The organism is Variovorax sp. HJSM1_2 (genome assembly GCF_049316285.1).
Classification (GTDB): domain Bacteria; phylum Pseudomonadota; class Gammaproteobacteria; order Burkholderiales; family Burkholderiaceae_C; genus Rhodoferax_B.
In genome coordinates this window covers 79,366-97,981 of record NZ_JBMOXA010000005.1, presented here as the reverse complement: position 1 = coordinate 97,981, position 18,616 = coordinate 79,366, and the positions used below count along the sequence as shown (strand labels likewise).

General features: G+C 64.4%; 16 protein-coding genes. 14 read left to right on the top strand and 2 right to left on the bottom strand.

Features of this window, described 5'->3' with window-relative positions; translation table 11 throughout:
* The first annotated feature begins 40 nt into the window (after positions 1 to 40).
* The 13 genes from ACFQ95_RS07315 to hutC all read left to right on the top strand — a co-directional run bounded on the left by ACFQ95_RS07315 (position 41) and on the right by hutC (position 15,464).
* Positions 41 to 805, top strand: a complete 765-nt coding sequence (locus ACFQ95_RS07315) for an endonuclease/exonuclease/phosphatase family protein (protein ID WP_422830187.1) — start codon at positions 41 to 43, stop codon at positions 803 to 805.
* The gene (gene clsB / locus ACFQ95_RS07310) at positions 802 to 2,061 is read left to right on the top strand and encodes a cardiolipin synthase ClsB (RefSeq protein WP_422830186.1); all 1,260 of its coding nucleotides are present in this window, start codon (positions 802 to 804) and stop codon (positions 2,059 to 2,061) included. Before ACFQ95_RS07315 ends, clsB begins: the two co-directional genes overlap by 4 nt.
* A gap of 29 nt (positions 2,062 to 2,090) precedes the next feature.
* On the top strand, positions 2,091 to 3,131 hold the full coding sequence (locus tag ACFQ95_RS07305; RefSeq protein WP_422830185.1) for a lysylphosphatidylglycerol synthase transmembrane domain-containing protein: 1,041 nt from the start codon (positions 2,091 to 2,093) through the stop codon (positions 3,129 to 3,131).
* Positions 3,132 to 3,318: 187 nt separating this feature from the next.
* Positions 3,319 to 3,831: a TIGR01841 family phasin gene (gene phaP / locus ACFQ95_RS07300; RefSeq protein WP_422830184.1), complete on the top strand. Its 513-nt coding sequence runs from the start codon at positions 3,319 to 3,321 to the stop codon at positions 3,829 to 3,831.
* Positions 3,832 to 3,947: 116 nt separating this feature from the next.
* On the top strand, positions 3,948 to 4,532 hold the full coding sequence (locus ACFQ95_RS07295) for a DUF2760 domain-containing protein (RefSeq protein ID WP_422830183.1): 585 nt from the start codon (positions 3,948 to 3,950) through the stop codon (positions 4,530 to 4,532).
* The gene (locus ACFQ95_RS07290; RefSeq protein WP_422830182.1) at positions 4,529 to 6,466 is read left to right on the top strand and encodes an Hsp70 family protein; all 1,938 of its coding nucleotides are present in this window, start codon (positions 4,529 to 4,531) and stop codon (positions 6,464 to 6,466) included. Before ACFQ95_RS07295 ends, ACFQ95_RS07290 begins: the two co-directional genes overlap by 4 nt.
* Complete coding sequence (locus ACFQ95_RS07285; protein ID WP_422830181.1) at positions 6,466 to 9,207, top strand: Hsp70 family protein; 2,742 nt, start codon at positions 6,466 to 6,468, stop codon at positions 9,205 to 9,207. Before ACFQ95_RS07290 ends, ACFQ95_RS07285 begins: the two co-directional genes overlap by 1 nt.
* 108 nt (positions 9,208 to 9,315) lie before the next feature.
* Complete coding sequence (locus ACFQ95_RS07280) at positions 9,316 to 11,094, top strand: NAD(P)/FAD-dependent oxidoreductase (RefSeq protein WP_422830180.1); 1,779 nt, start codon at positions 9,316 to 9,318, stop codon at positions 11,092 to 11,094.
* 6 nt (positions 11,095 to 11,100) lie between these two features.
* On the top strand, positions 11,101 to 11,655 hold the full coding sequence (locus ACFQ95_RS07275; RefSeq protein WP_422830179.1) for a VUT family protein: 555 nt from the start codon (positions 11,101 to 11,103) through the stop codon (positions 11,653 to 11,655).
* A 249-nt stretch (positions 11,656 to 11,904) separates the two neighbouring features.
* Positions 11,905 to 12,873, top strand: coding sequence for an ABC transporter substrate-binding protein (locus ACFQ95_RS07270; RefSeq protein WP_422830343.1), 969 nt, complete (start codon positions 11,905 to 11,907; stop codon positions 12,871 to 12,873).
* Between the two features lie 142 nt (positions 12,874 to 13,015).
* Complete coding sequence (locus ACFQ95_RS07265) at positions 13,016 to 13,864, top strand: ABC transporter permease (RefSeq protein ID WP_422830178.1); 849 nt, start codon at positions 13,016 to 13,018, stop codon at positions 13,862 to 13,864.
* Positions 13,861 to 14,640 (top strand): ABC transporter ATP-binding protein, encoded by a 780-nt coding sequence (locus tag ACFQ95_RS07260; protein ID WP_422830177.1) that lies wholly within the window; start codon positions 13,861 to 13,863, stop codon positions 14,638 to 14,640. The genes ACFQ95_RS07265 and ACFQ95_RS07260 overlap by 4 nt, the downstream gene beginning before the upstream one ends.
* 23 nt (positions 14,641 to 14,663) lie before the next feature.
* Complete coding sequence (hutC, locus tag ACFQ95_RS07255) at positions 14,664 to 15,464, top strand: histidine utilization repressor (protein WP_422830176.1); 801 nt, start codon at positions 14,664 to 14,666, stop codon at positions 15,462 to 15,464.
* Positions 15,465 to 15,493: 29 nt separating this feature from the next.
* On the opposite strand, the gene ACFQ95_RS07250 is transcribed toward hutC, so the two are convergent.
* Complete coding sequence (locus tag ACFQ95_RS07250; RefSeq protein ID WP_422830175.1) at positions 15,494 to 16,768, bottom strand: glucarate dehydratase family protein; 1,275 nt, start codon at positions 16,766 to 16,768, stop codon at positions 15,494 to 15,496.
* A 35-nt stretch (positions 16,769 to 16,803) separates the two neighbouring features.
* Positions 16,804 to 17,784 (bottom strand): Bug family tripartite tricarboxylate transporter substrate binding protein, encoded by a 981-nt coding sequence (locus tag ACFQ95_RS07245; RefSeq protein WP_422830174.1) that lies wholly within the window; start codon positions 17,782 to 17,784, stop codon positions 16,804 to 16,806.
* A 103-nt stretch (positions 17,785 to 17,887) separates the two neighbouring features.
* Between ACFQ95_RS07245 and ACFQ95_RS07240 the strand changes: the two genes are divergently transcribed.
* Positions 17,888 to 18,568 (top strand): GntR family transcriptional regulator, encoded by a 681-nt coding sequence (locus ACFQ95_RS07240; protein WP_422830173.1) that lies wholly within the window; start codon positions 17,888 to 17,890, stop codon positions 18,566 to 18,568.
* Positions 18,569 to 18,616 lie beyond the last annotated feature (48 nt).

The following is an 18,616-nucleotide window of genomic DNA, read 5'->3' as shown; positions in this document are numbered from 1 at the left end:
ATGTGCCATCATGAATCACCGTGAACACCGATTGCCTTTCATGACCCATTCCGCTCCAGCCGGCGTCTCGCTCAAGGTTTTGACCGTGAACGTGCACAAGGGCTTTACCTCGTTCAACCGCCGCTTCATGCTGCACGACCTGCGCGAAGCCGTGCGCAGTGTTGGTGCCGACCTGGTGTTTTTGCAGGAAGTGCTGGGCACGCACCAGCGCCACATGGCACGTGTGGAAAACTTTCCGCAAGAGCCGCACTACGAGTTTTTGGCCGACACCCTGTGGTCGCAATACGCCTATGGCCGCAATGCCGTGTACGACCACGGCCACCACGGCAATGCGCTGCTGTCCAAGTTTCCCATCGTGAAAGCGGAAAACCACGACATTTCCATCAGCGGCCCGGAGCGCCGCGGCATGTTGCATTGCATTGTGCAGCCGCCCGGCGAACATCCGCCCATCCATGCGATTTGTGTGCACCTGGGGCTGCGCGAGTCACACCGCCAGCGCCAGCTGCACAAGGTGGCGGCGCTGGTCAGAACCTTTCCGGCACACGAACCGGTGGTGCTGGCCGGCGACTTCAACGACTGGCGTGGCCACGCCCACGGCATACTGCACCGGGAGGCCGGCTTGCACGAGATCTTTCTGCAGGCCGGTGGACGCGCCATCCGCACCTTCCCCGCCGCCCTGCCCATGCTGGCGCTGGACCGCATCTATGTGCGCAACACCCGCACCCATGTGCCGCTGCCACTGCCGCGCCACCCCTGGCACAAGCTGTCAGACCACGCTCCCCTCGCTGCGGAGATCGCCTTGTGAAACCCTTGCGCCGCACCAACCGCTGGACCCGGGGCAACCGGTTCACCTTGCTGGAAAACGGCGAGGCGTTTTTCCCACGCGTGTTTGAAGCGATTGCGGCGGCGCGCCACGAGGTGATGCTGGAGACCTTCATCCTGTTCGACGACAAGGTAGGCCAGGGTTTACACGCCGCGTTATTGCAGGCCGCGCAGCGTGGTGTGAGGGTGCATGTCCTGGTCGATGGCTTCGGTTCGCCCGATCTGCCGCCCGCCTTCGTCGACCCGCTGGTGCAGGCCGGCGTGTTCTTTCGCATGTTCGACCCCGGCCGTGCCATCCTCGGCCAAAGGCTGAATGTGCTGCGCCGTATGCACCGCAAAATTGTGGTGGTCGACGGCACGATTGGCTTCATTGGCGGCATCAATTATTCGGCCGACCACCTGGCCGACTTTGGCCCGGAAGCCAAGCAGGATTATTCGGTAGAAGTGCGCGGCCCCATCGTGGCGCAACTGCACCAGTTCACCCACGCGGTGGTGGCCTCAGCCAACTCCGCCAGTACCCACAGCCGCAGCAAAGCGGCCCGTAACAAGGCCGCCAGCACACCTGCCGAAGCCGCCGAAGCTGGTCCAGCCCAAGCGCTGTTTGTCACACGCGACAACCACCGCCACCGCAACGACATCGAGCGCCACTACCGCCTGGCCCTGCGTGCCGCGCGCCATCGCGTGGTGATTGCCAACGCCTATTTCTTCCCCGGCTACCGCCTGATCCGCGAAATGCGCCGCGCCGCCAAACGTGGCGTGGACGTGCGCCTGGTGCTGCAGGGTCAACCCGACATGGCGATTGTGCGCACGGCGGCCGAACTGCTCTACGACCATCTCTTGCGCGCCGGGGTGCGCATCTTTGAGTATTGCGACCGTCCGCTGCACGGCAAGGTGGCCTTGATGGACCAGGAGTGGTCCACCGTGGGGTCGAGCAATCTAGACCCCTTGAGCCTGTCGCTCAACCTCGAGGCCAACGTCATCATTCGCGACCGCGAATTCAACCAGCACTTGTTTGAACGCCTGTCGCACTTGATGGAAAACAGTTGCCGCCAGGTAGAGGCCCCAGAGCCTAGCCGCTGGGACAGCCTACGTGTGGCCCGCAGTGTGCTGGTGTTTCACTTGATGCGCTGGTTCCCGACTTGGGCCGGATGGTTGCCCAAACATGCGCCGGTGATCACCAAGCTTGGACCTCAAGCACAGGCGCCAGAGCCCACACAGCGCTTGACGCCCAGCGCCTGATCCAATGCCCGCCAACATGCAGCCGCGCCATGCCTAGCTCCACCGCCAGCCCCGCAAACACGGCGCCGCCCCACCGCACACCGTGGCAACGCCTGCAGCAGTTGCGCCGCCACCCCGCCGGCCCCTGGCTGGCAAGTGGCTTGGGTGCTGTGTTTGCGTTGTTTATCGTCTACCTGCTGGTGCAGAACGCACGCAGCATAGACTGGGCTGCGGTATGGTCGGCTTGCCTGGCTCTGCCGGTGCCCGCATTGGTCGCCGGTGGTGTGCTGGCGCTGGCCAGTCACCTGGTCTACAGCAGCTTCGACCTGTTTGGCCGCAAATACACCAACACCGGCCTCAGCGTGAGCCGCACTGTGGCCATCACGCTGGTGGCCTATCCTTTCGCACTCAACATAGGCTCGATTCTGGGTGGCGCAGCGGTGCGCCTGCGTCTTTATGGGCGCCAGGGCATAGGGGCGTTGCAACTCGGGCAGATCCTGGGCTTGTCCATCATCACCAACTGGCTGGGCTATTTGTTGTTGGCCGGCGCACTGTTGTGGGCCTGGACACCTCAGCTGCCAGAAGCCTGGGGGCTGAGCACCAGCGCATTGCCATGGACAGGTGTGGTCCTCTTCACATTACCCCTGCTGTACATCGCGGCCTGCCAGCGGCGCGGGGGCCGCGCGCTGCAATGGCGCGATCACCATTTCCCTCTGCCCCATGCGCCGGGCGGCGCGCTGCAGGTGCTGCTATCAGCGGTGAACTGGGCGTTGATGGGTGGTGCCGTGTGGCTGCTTTGTGGCCAAGAGGTGCCCTACGCTGCAGCCCTGGCGGCCGTGCTGCTGGGTGCGGTCGCGGGCTTGATTTCGCGCATCCCAGCCGGGCTGGGTGTGCTGGAAACCGTGGGGGTGGCCGTGCTGTCGCCCTACATGCCGCAGCCCGAGGCGCTGGCCGCCATCTTGGCCTACCGCTTGTTGTACTTCTTCCTGCCGCTGGGGCTGGCCATCATGGCCTTTGGCATCAGTGAAATTCTGAATAAAAATGGCAGTTCAGGGAAGCAGGACGAGCGGCAGACGCTCTCTAATCAATAGCAGAAGAAACCCTCTGCCTTGCGCAATCCAGTTGCATCCAGTTGCATGTCGTTGCGCCAAATCAACGTTCACATTGAGAGCCTGAAGTCTTAGATGCGCGCAGGCCGTGCGCTGTATAGTTGACTCAATGTTGCAGCGCAACATAAAACCGTGCAAGCTTTCACCCTTCACACGCCGAGGACACGCCATGCTGAATTTTGAAAACATCGCCGCCCACCAGAAATCCGCCGCCAACAACTTGTTCGCCCTGTCAAACAGCCTGTTCGACAGTGCCCAGTCGCTGGTGCAGTTGAACCTGCAAGTGGCCAAAACCACGCTGCAGGAAGCCCATGCCACAAGCACCGCCGCTTTGGCCGCCACGACCCCCAACGACCTGATAGAACTGGTGACCAGCGCCGCCAAGGCCGCGCCTGAAAAAGCCGCCGCCTACCTGCAGCACGTGCAAACCATTGCCACGGCCAGCAGCACTGACGTGCGCAGCTTTGCCGAGACGGCCGCCAGCGGCGCCAAAGCCGAGTTCGCAGCCATTGTCGAAGCCGCCGCGAAGAGCGCCCCGGCCGGCAGCGAAAACGGCCTGGCCCTGGTGAAGTCCCTGGTGACCGCCGCCAGCACCGCGTTTGAAACCGCCCAGGCCTCGGCCAAGGAAGCCACCGACAAGGCGCTGCAGACCGTGACTTCCCGCTTGGAAGCCAAGGCTTAAATCAACGGCAAAGCCCCGCCCAGCACAGCCCCGACTGCGCATCGGGGACAATAGCGACAATATCGCCTCACGGCCTGGTTTTACCGGGCCGTTTGTCTTTGTAGAAAGCCAACCACATGACCACCTCCCCCTCCTTCTTCGCGCGCCTGGCCCTGGGTTTTGCCGTGATCGCCAACGCCCGCCTGGCCGCGCAGGTACAAGACGTGCGCGACGGTGTTTTGCCCGCCGCACCGGCACCCGTTGCTGCTCCGGCCCCGGCACCCGTTGCCGCTCCAGCTCCAGCCCCCGTGGCCCCACCGCCCGCGCCCGTGTTGAAAGTCGCCACGCCCGATGCGGCCCTGCAACTGCTGGGCCTGCTGCAACGCGAAGCCCGTTTTGTCGACTTCATCCAGGAAGACGTGGCCAGCTACTCGGATGCCGACATCGGCGGCGCCGCGCGCCAGGTGCACGCCGGCTGCCGCAAGGTACTGCAAGAGCACTTCACCCTGGCACCCGCACGCACTGAAGCCGAAGGCAGCCGCGTGGTGCTGGAAGCCGGTTTCGACACCAGCGCCAACCGCCTCACCGGCAACGTTGTCGGCCAGGCACCGTTCCGTGGCACGCTGCGCCACCCCGGCTGGAAGGCCACCGACGTGCGCCTGCCGCGCACCAGCGAAGGCCACAACCCGAACATCATCGCCGCCGCCGAGGTGGAGCTATGAGCACGATAGACGCGACCAGCCCGCCGCCGGGCCGCCCCGAGGCGGGCGACGCCCCCGCGGGGGGCAGCGCAGCACACGCAGTGGCAGGCGTGGGGGCCAAATTCTCCATTGGCATCGACCTGGGCACCACACATTGCGCGCTGTCGTGGGTAGACCTGGCCAGCCCAGAAGCCACACCGCAAATCCTGCCCATTGCGCAGCAAAGCGCCCCCGGCGCAGTGCAGGACTACGCGCTGCTGCCGTCCTTCATCTACCTGCCACATGCCAGCGAGTTTGCCGAGGGCGACCTGGCCCTGCCCTGGAACGGCCAACCCGGCGCCGTGGTTGGTGAATGGGCGCGCAGCCACGGCGCACAAACACCGATTCGCCTGGTGTCCAGCGCCAAAAGCTGGCTGGGCCACGCCGGGGTGGACCGTCGCGCCGGCATCCTGCCCGCCGATGTGCCGGGCGCTGCCGCAGACGACGTCACACGCATCTCCCCGCTGGAAGCCAGCACACGTTACCTGGCGCACCTGCGCGATGCGTGGAACCACAGCCACCCCGATGCGCCGTTTGGCCAGCAGGCGCTGACGGTCACCATCCCCGCCTCGTTCGATCCGGCCGCGCGCGAACTCACGGCCGAGGCCGCACAGGCCGCTGGCTACAGCGGCGTGACCCTGCTCGAAGAACCCCAGGCCGCGCTCTACAGCTGGATCGCTCAAAGTGATGGCGGCTGGCGCAAGCAGGTCAAGGTGGGCGACGTGATCCTGGTGGTCGACGTGGGCGGCGGCACCAGCGACTTCTCGCTCATCGCCGTGGTCGAGCAGGAAGGCAATCTGCAATTGCACCGTGTGGCCGTGGGGGAGCACATTCTGCTGGGCGGCGACAACATGGACCTGGCGCTGGCCCATATGGTGGCGCGCCAACTTGCGGCCGAGGGCAAGACGCTGGACGCCTGGCAGATGCGCGCCCTGACCTATGCCTGCCGCCTCGCCAAGGAAAAGCTGCTGAGCGACGCCGAGGTGCAAACCGTGCCGCTGACCATTCCGAGCCGGGGCACACGCCTGATCGGTGGATCGCTACACGCCGAACTCACGCGCGAAGTGCTTTCCACGACCATTCTGGAAGGCTTTTTTCCGCAGGTGGAAAGCCATGCCCGCCCCGTGAGCCGAGCCCGCGCGGGCCTCACACAACTCGGCCTGCCCTACGCGCAAGACGCGGCCATCACGCGCCACCTGGCCGCGCTGCTGGGTCGCCAGGTGGGGGCCACGGCTGCATTGCAAGGTTTCGCAGCGCCAGCAGACGCGCGTTTCCTGCACCCCACCGCCGTGTTGTTCAACGGTGGTGTGTTCAAGTCCGAGCTGCTGGTGCAACGCACCCTGGCCACACTCAATAGCTGGCTGCAGGCCGATGGCGCACCCGCAGCCCGCCTGCTCGACGGCGCCGACCTCGATTTTGCGGTGGCCCGCGGCGCGGCCTACTACGGTAGCGTGCGCGGCGGCCAGGGCATTCGCATCCGTGGCGGCACCGCCATGGCTTACTACGTGGGCGTGGAGTCCGCCATGCCCGCCGTCCCCGGCCTGGAGCCGCCCATCCAGGCCCTGTGTGTAGCGCCCTTTGGCATGGAAGAAGGCACCGAGGCCAAGTTGCCACCGCAGGAGTTCGGCCTGGTGGTGGGCGAGGCCGTGCGTTTTCGCTTCTTCGGCTCTAGCGTGCGCCGCGACGACAGCGTGGGCACCCTGCTCGACTTCTGGTCGGCCGACGAATTGCAGGAACTCGCCGAAATCGAAGCCACCCTGCCCGCCGAGGGCCGGTCAGTCGGTGAAGTGGTGCCGGTGAAGTTACACGCGCGGGTGTCGGAAATCGGCACGCTGGAACTGCTGGCCGTGCCACGCTCGGGCGAAGAAAGCGCTGCAGGCTGGAAGGTCGAGTTCGAGGTTCGCGCGGAAAACTGATGGCCCGTCCCAAGGCTGCCGCCGATACCGCCAACACCGCCTACACCGTTGGCATAGACCTGGGCACCACCCATACGGTTGTGGCCTACGCCCAGCGCGGGTCAGCCCAGGTGCAGGTGTTGCCGATTGCGCAGCTGATTGCGGCGGGTCAGGTGGCTGCATTGCCCATGTTGCCTTCGGTGCGGTTTCACCCTGCGCCCGGCACGCTGCGTCCCGCGGACGTGCAATTGCCCTGGCCATCCAATGAACAAGCCGTGTTGGGCCGCTTCGCACTGGAACTCGGTGCCCAGGTGCCGGGCCGTCTGGTGGCCAGCGCCAAAAGCTGGCTGTCGCACGCCGCCGTGGACCGCACCGCGCCCATATTGCCCTGGGGCGCGGCAGACGACATCGCCAAGGTTTCGCCGCTGGCCGCCAGCGCCAGTTGCCTGGCGCATGTGCGCGCCGCGTGGGATGCGCAGCACAACCACGCCCCGCTGGCGCAGCAGGAAATTGTGCTCACCGTGCCGGCCTCGTTCGACGAAGGCGCACGCGCGCTCACGCTCGAGGCGGCCAGGCTGGCCGGTCTGCCCAAGGTGCGGCTCATCGAAGAACCGCAGGCCGCGTTTTACGACTGGGTCTATGCCCATCGCGAGACACTGACCGACGATCTCCAACACACGCACCGGGTGTTGGTGGTCGACGTGGGTGGCGGCACCACCGATCTGACGCTGATCGACGTGGACATGCTGGACGCAGAGCCCAGGCTCACACGCAGCGGTGTGGGCGACCACCTGGTGCTGGGCGGCGACAACATGGACCTGGCGCTGGCGCACCTGGTGGAATCACGCCTGGGCGGCAGCGAGCGCTTGAGCGCCCCCCAGTTGGCGCAACTCACACAACGCTGCCGCGCCGCCAAAGAGCTGCTGTGGAGCCCGGGCGCGCCGGAGAGCACCAGCGTCACGCTATTGGGCAGCGGCAGCAAACTCATAGGCGGCGCGCGTTCGGCGCCGTTGTCGCGCGCCGATCTGCAACAGATTCTGGTCGACGGCTTTTTTCCATGCGTCACCGCCGACGCCGTGCCACAACGCTCACGCAGCGGCTTGCAGGCGTTTGGCCTGCCCTATGCCAGCGACGCTGCCATCACGCGCCACATCGCCGCCTTCCTGCAACGCCACCCGGGCCAACCGCCCGATGCCCTGCTGCTCAACGGCGGCGTGTTCCATGCTGAAGCGCTGGTGCAGCGCCTGCACCAGACGCTGAACCGCTGGGTCGCCAAACCCCTGCAGTTGCTGCACACACCACAACTCGATGCCGCTGTGGCACGTGGTGCCGTGGCCTATGCGTTGGCGCGTGCCGGCCAGGCCCCGCGCATAGGCGGCGGCTCGGCGCGCAGCTACAGCCTGGTGCTGGATAACGAAACCAAGAATCAACGCGGCATCTGTGTGCTGCCCCTGGGTGCGGAAGAAGGCAAGGCCGTGACCCTGGCCAAGCGCACTTTTGCGCTGCGCCTGGGCCGGCCCGTGCGCTTTTTCCTGGCCAGCAGCGTGAGCGACACACAGGCCCAGGCCGGTGACCTGGTCGACCTGTCGCAACCCGGCTTTGTGCGCCTACCGCCCATCGCCACCGTGGTGCAAGGCCAGGGCCATGCGCATGAAGTGCTGGTGCAGCTCAGCACCGCGCTCACTGAAGTCGGCACGCTGGAGATGTATTGTGTTGCCGTGGCAGACCCCAAGCAACGCTGGCAGCTTGAGTTTCAACTGCGCGGCGATGCCCCCGATGCGGAGGAAGCTGCCAGCGCCACCCACCCTCGCCTGGCGGACGCCAGTGCCGCCATCGCCCGTGTCTTTGGTGACCGGGGCCAGGCCGTGGACGCCAAAGAGGTCAAACAATTACGCGCCACGCTGGAGCGCCTGCTGGGCCCGCGCGACGGCTGGGACAGCGCGCTGCTGCGCACACTGTTCAGCCAGTTGTTAGACAGCGCAAAGCGCCGCCGCCGCACCGCACAACACGAGCGTCAGTGGTTCAACCTCACCGGCTACGCGCTGCGCCCCGGTTTCGGCCACGCGCTGGACGAATGGCGTGTACAGCAGATGTGGGAACTCTTCGGCCCCGGCATCGCCCACAGCCACGAGCCGCAGCAGTGGTCGGAGTGGTGGATTCTGTGGCGCCGCATCGCCGGTGGACTCACGGCCGAGCAGCAAGACATGGTGTTTGACGCCATCGCCTTCTACCTGCAGCCCGTGGGCGGCCAGGACATCCCCGCGCCCGAAGGCCCGCGCATGCTGGCGCTGGACGACATGCTGCGCATGGCTGCGTCGTTCGAGCGTTTATCTGTGGCCAACAAAGTGCAACTCGGCAACTGGTTGCTGCAACGCCTGCAAAAGCCCGGTGAGACCGCTCAAACCTGGGGGGCGATTTCCTGGGCGCTTGGCCGCATAGGCGCACGCCAGCCGCTGTACGCCAGCCTGCACCACGTGGTGCCGCCCGAAGTCGCCGCCATGTGGCTGCAGGCCCTGCTCGCCACCGACTGGTCACAAGCCGAACCCGCCGCCTTCGCCGCCACCCAGATCGCGCGCGCCACCGGCGACCGCGCGCGCGACATCCCCGACGCCCTGCGCCAGCAAGTGCTGGACAAGCTCACCGCCGCCCGCGTGCCAGCCGCGTGGATAACGACGGTGCGTGAAGTCACCGAACTCGACGCGGCGGACACCAAACGCGTGTTTGGTGAATCGCTGCCGGTGGGGTTGAAACTGGTGGATTAGCTGGCAGGTGAACAAGCGCATGGCATAGGCCAAGCGTTTATCCGGCGCCTCCCTTAAAATCACAGCCCCACAAATGGCATACGCCCGATAACCACGGGCCAACACACCATGATTCGCATCTCAGAAATCAAGCTGCCGCTTTCGGCCGCTGAAGCGGGCGACGACGCGCTCAACAAGTCCCTCATCGAAGCTGCGGCCGGCATACTGCATATCCCGCAAACGGCGCTTGCGTCCTTGAGCATCTTCAAGCGCAGCTTCGACGCACGCAAGGTCAACCTGCTGGCGGTCTACATCGTTGACGTGACGCTGGCAGACACCAACACCGAGCCGGCGCTGCTGGAAAAGTACGCCAGCAACTCGCATATCCAGCCCACACCCGACATGGCCTGGCACCCCATAGGCCAGGCGCCCGCAGACCTGGCCCTGCGCCCGGTGGTGGTGGGCTTCGGCCCCTGCGGCATTTTTGCGGCGCTGATGCTTGCGCGCATGGGCTTCAAGCCCATCGTGCTGGAGCGCGGCAAAACCGTGCGTGAACGCACCAAGGACACCTGGGGCCTGTGGCGCAAAAGTGAGCTGCACCCCGAGTCGAACGTGCAGTTTGGCGAAGGCGGTGCGGGCACTTTCTCCGACGGCAAGCTCTACAGCCAGATCAAGGACCCGCGTTACCTGGGCCGCACGGTGATGCGCGAGTTTGTGCAGGCCGGTGCCCCCGAAGACATTCTGATCGCCGCACATCCACACATCGGCACCTTCAAATTGGTGAAGGTGGTGGAAAACATGCGCGAACAAATCATTGCGCTGGGCGGCGAGATCCGCTTCGAGCAACGGCTCACCAATTTGCAGATCGAAGACGGTCCCAATGGCAAGGAACTGGTGCGCGCCAGCATCCACGACCAGGCCAGCGGCCAGCACTACGACATTCCGGTGCGCCACCTGGTGCTGGCCCTGGGCCACAGCTCGCGCGACACCTTTGCCATGCTGCACGCACGTGGTGTGTACCTGGAAGCCAAGCCCTTCTCCATAGGCTTCCGTGTGGAGCATCCGCAGGGCCTGATAGACCGCGCACGCTGGGGCCGCCACGCCGGGCATCCGTTGCTGGGGGCGGCCGATTACAAGCTGGTACACCACGCGCAAAACGGCCGCGCGGTCTACAGCTTTTGCATGTGCCCGGGCGGCACGGTGGTGGCCGCCACGTCGGAGCCGGGCCGCGTGGTCACCAACGGCATGAGCCAGTATTCGCGCAACGAACGCAACGCCAATGCCGGCATCGTGGTGGGCATCACCCCGGCAGACTTTCCGCAAGACGCCGAGAGCCTGCGTGTCGCCATTGGCCCCGATGTCGACGTGCGAATCCCCGAGGGGCAAAGTGTGCACCCGCTCGCCGGCATTGCGCTGCAGCGCCAGCTGGAATCGCGAGCCTATGTGCTCGGCGGCAGCAGCTACGAAGCGCCGGGCCAACTGGTCGGCGACTTTGTGGCCGGCAAACCTTCCACCGCCTTTGGCAGCGTCGAGCCTTCGTACAAACCCGGCGTGCACCTGGGCGATTTGCACCAGGCCTTGCCGGCCTATGCGATTGAAGCCATGCGCGAGGCCTTCCCCGCATTCGGCCGCAAGATCAAGGGTTTTGACCTGCACGACGCCGTGCTCACCGGTGTGGAAACACGCACCTCATCGCCACTGAAAATCAGCCGCGACGAAACCTACCAAAGCCTGAACCTGCGCGGCCTGTACCCCGCTGGCGAAGGCGCGAGTTATGCGGGCGGCATCCTGTCGGCCGGGGTGGACGGCATCAAGGTGGCCGAGGCCGTGGCCTGCAGTGTGCTCGGCTTGCCCGTGCCACCATCGCGCCAAAGCAGGGGCGAGTCCACCGGGCTTGAGGGGATGTAAGCCGGCATGTCTCACACCTCACTCCACCACCCATCCCGCGCCAGCTGGCGCGCGCTGGCACTGGCGATCTGCGCCATGGGTGTGATTGTGCTGGCGTCCAATATTCTGGTGCAGTTCCCCCTCAACGACTGGCTCACCTGGGGCGCTTTCACCTACCCTGCGGCCTTTTTGGTGAGTGAACTGATCAACCGCTGGTTTGGCCCTGGCCTGGCGCGGCGTGTGGCCTGGGCCGGTTTTGCGGTGGCGATTGTCGCCTCGCTGCTACTGGCACCAGCGCGCATTGCGCTGGCCTCGGCCTGCGCCTTTATTGCTGCGCAGTTGCTCGACATCCAGGTGTTCGACCGCCTGCGCCACGGCAGCTGGTGGCGCGCCCCGGCAGTCGCCACAGTGTTGGCGGCGGTGCTCGACACGGCGGTGTTCTGGAGCCTGGCCTTTGCCGGTGAAGACCTGCCCTGGCTCACCTGGGCCGCAGGCGACCTGAGTGTGAAGCTGGCCGTAGGCGTGGGCCTGCTGCTGCCGTTTCGCTTGCTGATGCGCCGGCACCTGGCCTTGCCCGCCTAGTCTTTCAGACCCTGTTCAGGTTCTTCCCGTCAGTCCCATACGGTGCGACTGGCGACCTACTCTTGGCCCAGTCCTTGCGTAAGCCCAGCAGCTTGCGCAAGCAGCGGCCCGGTTTGGTGCATGCCTACGGGTTGTCTTGTATATACATGTACGTTTACGCAAGCCCAAAATGCGGCGTCCGGCTGATCCAGCTGGCCCGGTCGATGACTTTCAATTTCGCTGAACTCACAGGAGTAGGACATGAGCAAGATGGGCAAGAGCTTCAAGAAGATGACTTCGCTGCTGGCCGCCACGACATTCGGTGTTTTGGCCATGGCGGGCAGCGCCCAGGCGCAGGAAACCAAGATCGTGTTGGGCATGTCGGGCTGGACCGGTTTTGCGCCGCTGTCGCTGGCCGACAAGGCCGGCATCTTCAAGAAAAACGGGCTGGACGTGGAGATCAAGTTCATTCCACAAAAAGACCGCCACCTGGCCCTGGCCTCCAAGGCCATACAGTGCGCCGCCACCACCGTGGAAACCCACGTCGCCTGGAACGCCAACGGTGTGCCCATTGTGCAGATCTTCCAGATGGACAAGTCTTACGGCGCTGACGGCCTGGCCGTGCGCGGCGACATCAAGAGTTTTGCCGACCTCAAGGGCAAAACCATTGGTGTGGACGCCCCGGGCACCGCCCCCTACTTCGGCCTGGCCTGGATGCTGAGCAAAAACGGCATGTCGCTGAAAGACGTGAAGCTCACCACGCTGGCCCCGCAAGCCGCCGCCCAGGCCTTTGTGGCCGGCCAGAACGATGCCGCCATGACCTACGAGCCCTACCTCTCGACCGTGCGTGACAACCCGGCCTCCGGCAAGATCATGGCCACCACGCTGGACTACCCCATGGTGATGGACACCGTGGGCTGCGACCCCGTTTGGCTCAAGGCCAACCCCAAGGCCGCCAAGGCGCTGACAGACTCTTACTTCGCCGCACTCGACATGATCAAGGCCGATCCGACCAAATCGAACGAACTGATGGGATCGGCCGTGAAGCAAACCGGCGAACAGTTCGCCAAGTCGGCCGCCTACCTGCGCTGGCAAGACAAGGCCGCGAACCAGAAGTTCTTCGCTGGCGAAATCACCACGTTCATGAAGGATGCCGAAAAGATCTTGCTCGAAGCCGGTGTGATCCGCAAAGCACCGGAAAACCTCGCAGTCACCTTCGACGACAGCTTCATCAAGTAAAGATTCCATTCCCAGATCAAGCGTGCACTTTGTCGGCTTAGCCAGTCGTACCGCTGGTACTGCCTGCGCTTGACCTTCGCGTTCACGGCCGATCTGGAAACGGAGTTGAGAATTTAAAGACTTCCTACACCATCACGACTTCATGAGTTCCGTACAAGTTCCGCGCCCCCTTCCGCGTCAACTGGCCGAAGCGCCGCGCCGCAAACGAAATCGCTTGTTTGCCCCGCTGCAGCCGGTGTCCAGCCAGGCCCGGTGGCTGCTCGGGCTTGCATTCTTTGTGTTGTTTGTGTTGGCGTGGGCAGGCTTCACGCTGGGCGGCTATGTGTCGCCCACCTTCCTGGCCAGCCCGGTGACCATGGCGCAGGAAGCCTGGTTGTTGTTCACCGAATACAACTTCATCCACGACATCGGCATGACCGTATGGCGCGTGCTGGGTGGTTTCATCCTGGCCAGCGTGATTGCCGTGCCGCTGGGCATCGCCATGGGCGCCTACAAGGGTGTTGAAGCCTTCTTCGAGCCCTTTGTGTCGTTCTGCCGCTACCTGCCGGCCTCGGCCTTTATTCCGCTGCTGATTTTGTGGGCGGGTATTGGCGAACTGCAAAAAGTGCTGGTGATCTTCATCGGCTCGTTCTTCCAGGTGGTGCTGATGGTCGCCGTGACCGTGGGCAGCGCCCGCCGCGACCTGGTTGAGGCCGCCTACACCCTGGGTGCAGACGACAAAGGCATCATCCGCCGCGTGCTGATTCCCGGTGCCGCCCCTGGCATTGCAGAAACACTGCGCCTGGTGCTCGGCTGGGCCTGGACTTACGTCATCGTGGCCGAGTTGATTGGCTCTTCGAGCGGCATTGGCCACATGATCACCGACAGCCAAGCGCTGCTGAACACCGGCCAGATCATCTTCGGCATCATCGTCATCGGCATCATCGGCCTAGTGTCAGACTTTGCATTCAAAGCCTTAAACAAACGCCTTTTCGCCTGGAGTTCAATATGAGTCAGTTGTCCATCCAGGGCGTATCCCGCGTTTTTGAAACCGCCAAGGGCCAGCGCACACAAGCGCTGCAGCCGATCGATTTCGACGTGCACGAAAACGATTTCGTCACCATCCTCGGCCCCTCGGGCTGTGGCAAGTCCACGCTGCTGCGCATCGTCGCCGGGCTGGAACGCCCCAGCACCGGCCGCGCCTTGCTCGACGGCCAACCCGTAGAAGGCCCGGGTGCCGACCGTGGCATGGTGTTCCAGAGCTACACACTGTTTCCGTGGCTCAACGTGCGGCAAAACATCTGCTTCGGCCTGCGTGAACGTGGCCTGCCCGAAGCCGAACAACACGAACGTGCCGACTACTTCATCGCCCAGGTGGGGCTGCGCGGCTTCGAGCAACACTTTCCCAAACAACTCTCAGGCGGCATGCAGCAACGCACGGCGATTGCACGTGCACTCGCCAACGACCCTAAGATTCTGTTGCTCGACGAACCCTTTGGCGCACTCGACAACCAAACCCGCGTGCAGATGCAGGAGCTGCTGCTGGGCATTTGGGAATCGGCCCGCAAAACGGTGTTGTTCGTCACCCACGACATAGACGAATCCATCTTCATGGCCAACCGCGTGGCGGTGTTCAGCGCGCGCCCCGGGCGCATCAAGTCGGACATCGCCGTCGACCTGCCGCACCCACGGCACTACACCATCAAGACCTCGCCCGAATTCATGGCGCTGAAGGCACGGCTGACGGAAGAGATTCGCGCCGAAGCCATGGCCAGTGTGGAACACTAAAGCCACACCAGAAATGATTTGCCATGCCGCCACGCAAGCCCTCGATACCCAATCCGCCAAAAGCCCCTTCTCGCACCAGCCGCTCCAGCGCTGCGCCCGCCCCCAGCGTGGCGCTCTACCAGCAGATCAAGGACTTCATCGCCACCCGCATCCAGAACGGCACCTGGCGCGCGGGCGACCGCCTGCCGTCGGAGCACGAGCTGGTGGCGCAGTTTGGCATGTCGCGCATGACGGTGAACCGCGCGCTGCGCGAGATGGCCGAGCAAGGGCGTATTCGGCGTGTGGCCGGTGTGGGCAGTTTTGTGGCCGATGAAAAACCGCAAGCCAACCTGCTGCAAATCGTCAGCCTGGCCGAGGACATTCGCCGCCGTGGGCACGACTACCAGTGCAAGGTGATCACCGTCGAACGCATCTCGGCCACGCTGGAGATTGGCTCGGCGCTCGGCCTGGCGACCGGCGAATCGGTATTCCACGCGGTATGTGTGCACCTGGAAGACGGAGTGCCCATGCAACTCGAAGACCGCTACGTCAACCCGCGCATCGTGCCCGGCTTTGCGCAGCAGGACTTCACACGCGAGCAACCCTCTGACTTTTTGGTGCGCACCGTTTTGCTCGATGAAATGGAACACGTGGTCGACGCCGTGTTGCCCAACCGCGACCAGGCCGCCCTGCTGCAGATAGACCCCACCGAGCCCTGCCTGCTGCTGTCGCGCCGCACCTGGGCGCGCGGTGTGCCCATCACCATCGTGCGCTGCCTGCACCCGGGTGCACGCTACCGGCTGGGCAGCCGCTTCCGTACCGACGGCAATAGCGTCACGGCCTGAGCAGGCCGCTGACGCTTAAGGGCCTAGCCTTAAAACCGTGGTGTCTTGCCGGTGAACGACGGGTCGTAACGCTGCATCTGTTTCAGGTCGTCGCGGTTGCGCACGCCGCATTCCAGATACTGCGCATGCAAGCTGGCCAGTGCCTCACGGTCCAGTTCCACACCCAGGCCAGGCGTGGTGGGCACCACCACCGAGCCCTTATCGAAGCGCACACGTCCGCCCTTGATCACCTCTTCCTCCTGCCATGGGTAATGGGTGTCGCAGGCGTAGGTCAGGTTGGGCACGCTGGCGGCCACGTGGGTCATGGCCATCAAGCTGATGCCCAGGTGCGAGTTGGAATGCATGGACATGCCCAGCCCCCACAGCCGGCACATACGCGCCAGAGTCTGGGTGACGCGCAGGCCGCCCCAGTAGTGGTGGTCGGACAGCAGCACCTTGACCGAACCCATCTCACAGCCCTTGCGGAAGTCTTCCATGGTGGTGATCACCATATTGGTCGCCAGGGGCAGTTTTGTGTGTTTGGCCAGCTCGGCCATGCCCGCGAGGCCTGGCGTCGGGTCTTCGTAATACTCCAGGATCTCGTCCAGCGCAGGGGCCGCAGCAATGCTGGCGGCCAGCGACCAGTTGGCGTTGGGGTCCAGGCGCAACGGCAGGCCGGGGAAGGCCTTGGCCAACGCCTGCATGCAGGCCACTTCGTGCGCCGGCTCGAACACACCGCCCTTGAGCTTGATACTTTGAAAGCCGTACAGCTCTATCATGCGGCGCGCCTGCGCCACGATCTGCTCGGGGCTGATGCCTTCGCCCCAGGCATCGGCTGCGTAGGGTTTGCCCACATGCTCGGCGTACTTGAAGAACAAATAGGCGCTGTAGGGCACGGCCTTGCGCACCGCGCCGCCCAGCAGGTCCACCACCGGCGCACCGACGATCTGGCCCTGCAAGTCGAGCATGCCAACTTCAAACGTGCTGATCACCTTGGGCGCATTTTTCGCGGCGTGTGAACCTGGCGCCAGTTCAAACTCCACCGCGCCGGGCACGGCCTTGATGGTGGCGCGCACCCGCTCTTCCATCTCGTTGAGCGCAAACGGCGACAGGCCTATCAGCAGCGGACGCGCCTGCTCCAGCACCTTGAGCATGGGCTCGTCGCCATAGGTTTCGGAAATGCCGACGCGGCCATCGCTGGTCTCGATCTCGACAATGGCACGCAGCGCCCAGGGTTCGTGAATGCCGGCTGCATTCAGCAGCGGGCCGTCGCGAAAGGCAATCGGTGTGATGCGTACATGGGTGATGGTGATATCGCGTGCCACGGTGGACTACTTTCTTTTCTGTTGTGATTGTTAGCTTATTCGGCGGTGGCCCCGGTCTTGCGCACCAGCTCGCCCAGACGGGCGGTGTCGGCAGCGGTAATCGCCGCCAGTTCGGCCGGGCTGCTGCCCACCACCTGCATGCCAAACTGGGTCTCCAGCTTGTTCTTCAGTTCGGGCGCCTTCAGCGACTTGACGACCTCGGCATTGAGACGCGCCACGACCTCCTTAGGCGTGCCCTTGGGCGCGTACACCGCCTGCCAGGAGACCAGGTCAAGCCCCGGGTAACCGGCCTCGGCGGTGGTGGGCACATCCGGGGCCAGCGGCGAACGGGTCTTGGTCGTCACCGCCAGAAACTTCAGCTTGCCCGCCTTCACCAGCGGCAAACCAGCGGTCAACTGGTCGAACAAAAAGGGCACATTGCCAGCGGCCACGTCCTGCAAGGCTTGTGGGCTGCCTTTGTAGGCGATGTGCTGCATAGGCACCTTGATCAAGTCGGCCATCTGCGCGCCGGTCAGGTGGGTGGAGGTGCCCGCGCCGGACGAGGCGTAAGAAGCCTTCTCCGGGTTCTTTTGAATCCAGGCCACCAGCTCTTGCACCGTGTTCACACCCAGGGCGCTATTGACCATCAACACATTCGGCACATAGGCGATCAGCGAGACTGGCTCGAAGTCCTTGGACGGATCGTAGGGCAGCTTCTTGTAGAGCGAAGCGTTGATGGCGTGTGTGCTGATGGTGCCGCCGATCAGCGTGTAGCCGTCGGCCGGTGCACGCGCCACGGCCTGCACACCAATCACGCCACCGGCACCGGGCCGGTTGTCGACCACCACCGACTGCTTCAAAGCCACCGACAAATCCTGTCCTACGGCGCGCGCCACAACATCGGTGGAGCCACCTGCGGCAAATGGCACGACCCAGGTGATGGGTTTGGCGGCAGGCCAGTCGACAGCTTGGGCGGGGGTGGCAAAGAGGCAGACGGCGCTGCAGGCGGCAGCGACCAAGGCGAAACGACGGTGCATGAAATGTCTCCTGAATTATTGAAATCGTGGCGCATTGAAGCACTAATGTATTAGTGTGTCAATGAAAGCTCGATTTAAAATCAGGTGCATACGACTACGCCCGATGAAAACACCTCACAAACTCGACCGCACACGCCAGGCCGCGCCGCAAGTCTTTGAATGGCTGCGCAAAGCCATCATTTCGCTGGAGCTCACGCCCGGCACACCGCTGGTGCGCAGCGAACTTGCCGAACGCTTTGAGCTGAGCCAGACCCCGGTGCGCGACGCGCTGATGCAACTGAGCCAGGAAGGCTTGGTGGACGTGTTCGCGCAACATGCCACCCTGGTCAGCCGCATCAACCTGCGCTCGGCCGAGCAGGCGCAGTTTCTGCGGCGCTCGATAGAACTGGAGGTGGTGCGCACCTTGGCCTTGTCGGGAAACAGCGCGCTTTACGCCCGCTTGGCGGCCATGGTGGACGTACAGGCGGCGCTGTCCAGCCATGGCACCGACGAATTCATTGCGGCAGACCAGGCGTTTCACCGCAGCATGTATGAAGCGGCTGGCGCACCCGATCTGTATGAGTTGGTGCGCCGCCGCAGCGGCCATCTGGACCGGCTGCGCCGCCTGGACCTGCCCTCCCCGGGCAACTCCGAGCGCGTGGTACGCGACCACCGCCGCATCGTCGAAGCGCTGACCATAGGTGACGCCGAAGCGGCGCAGGAGGCGCTGCGCGCACACCTCTCGGGCACGCTGGGCCGCGTGGCCGACATCCAGACGCGTTACCCCGAATACATCACCGCATAAGCTGGCCGGAGATAGGGGCGAGGATAGGGCCAGAGTAGCGCCCGGCCG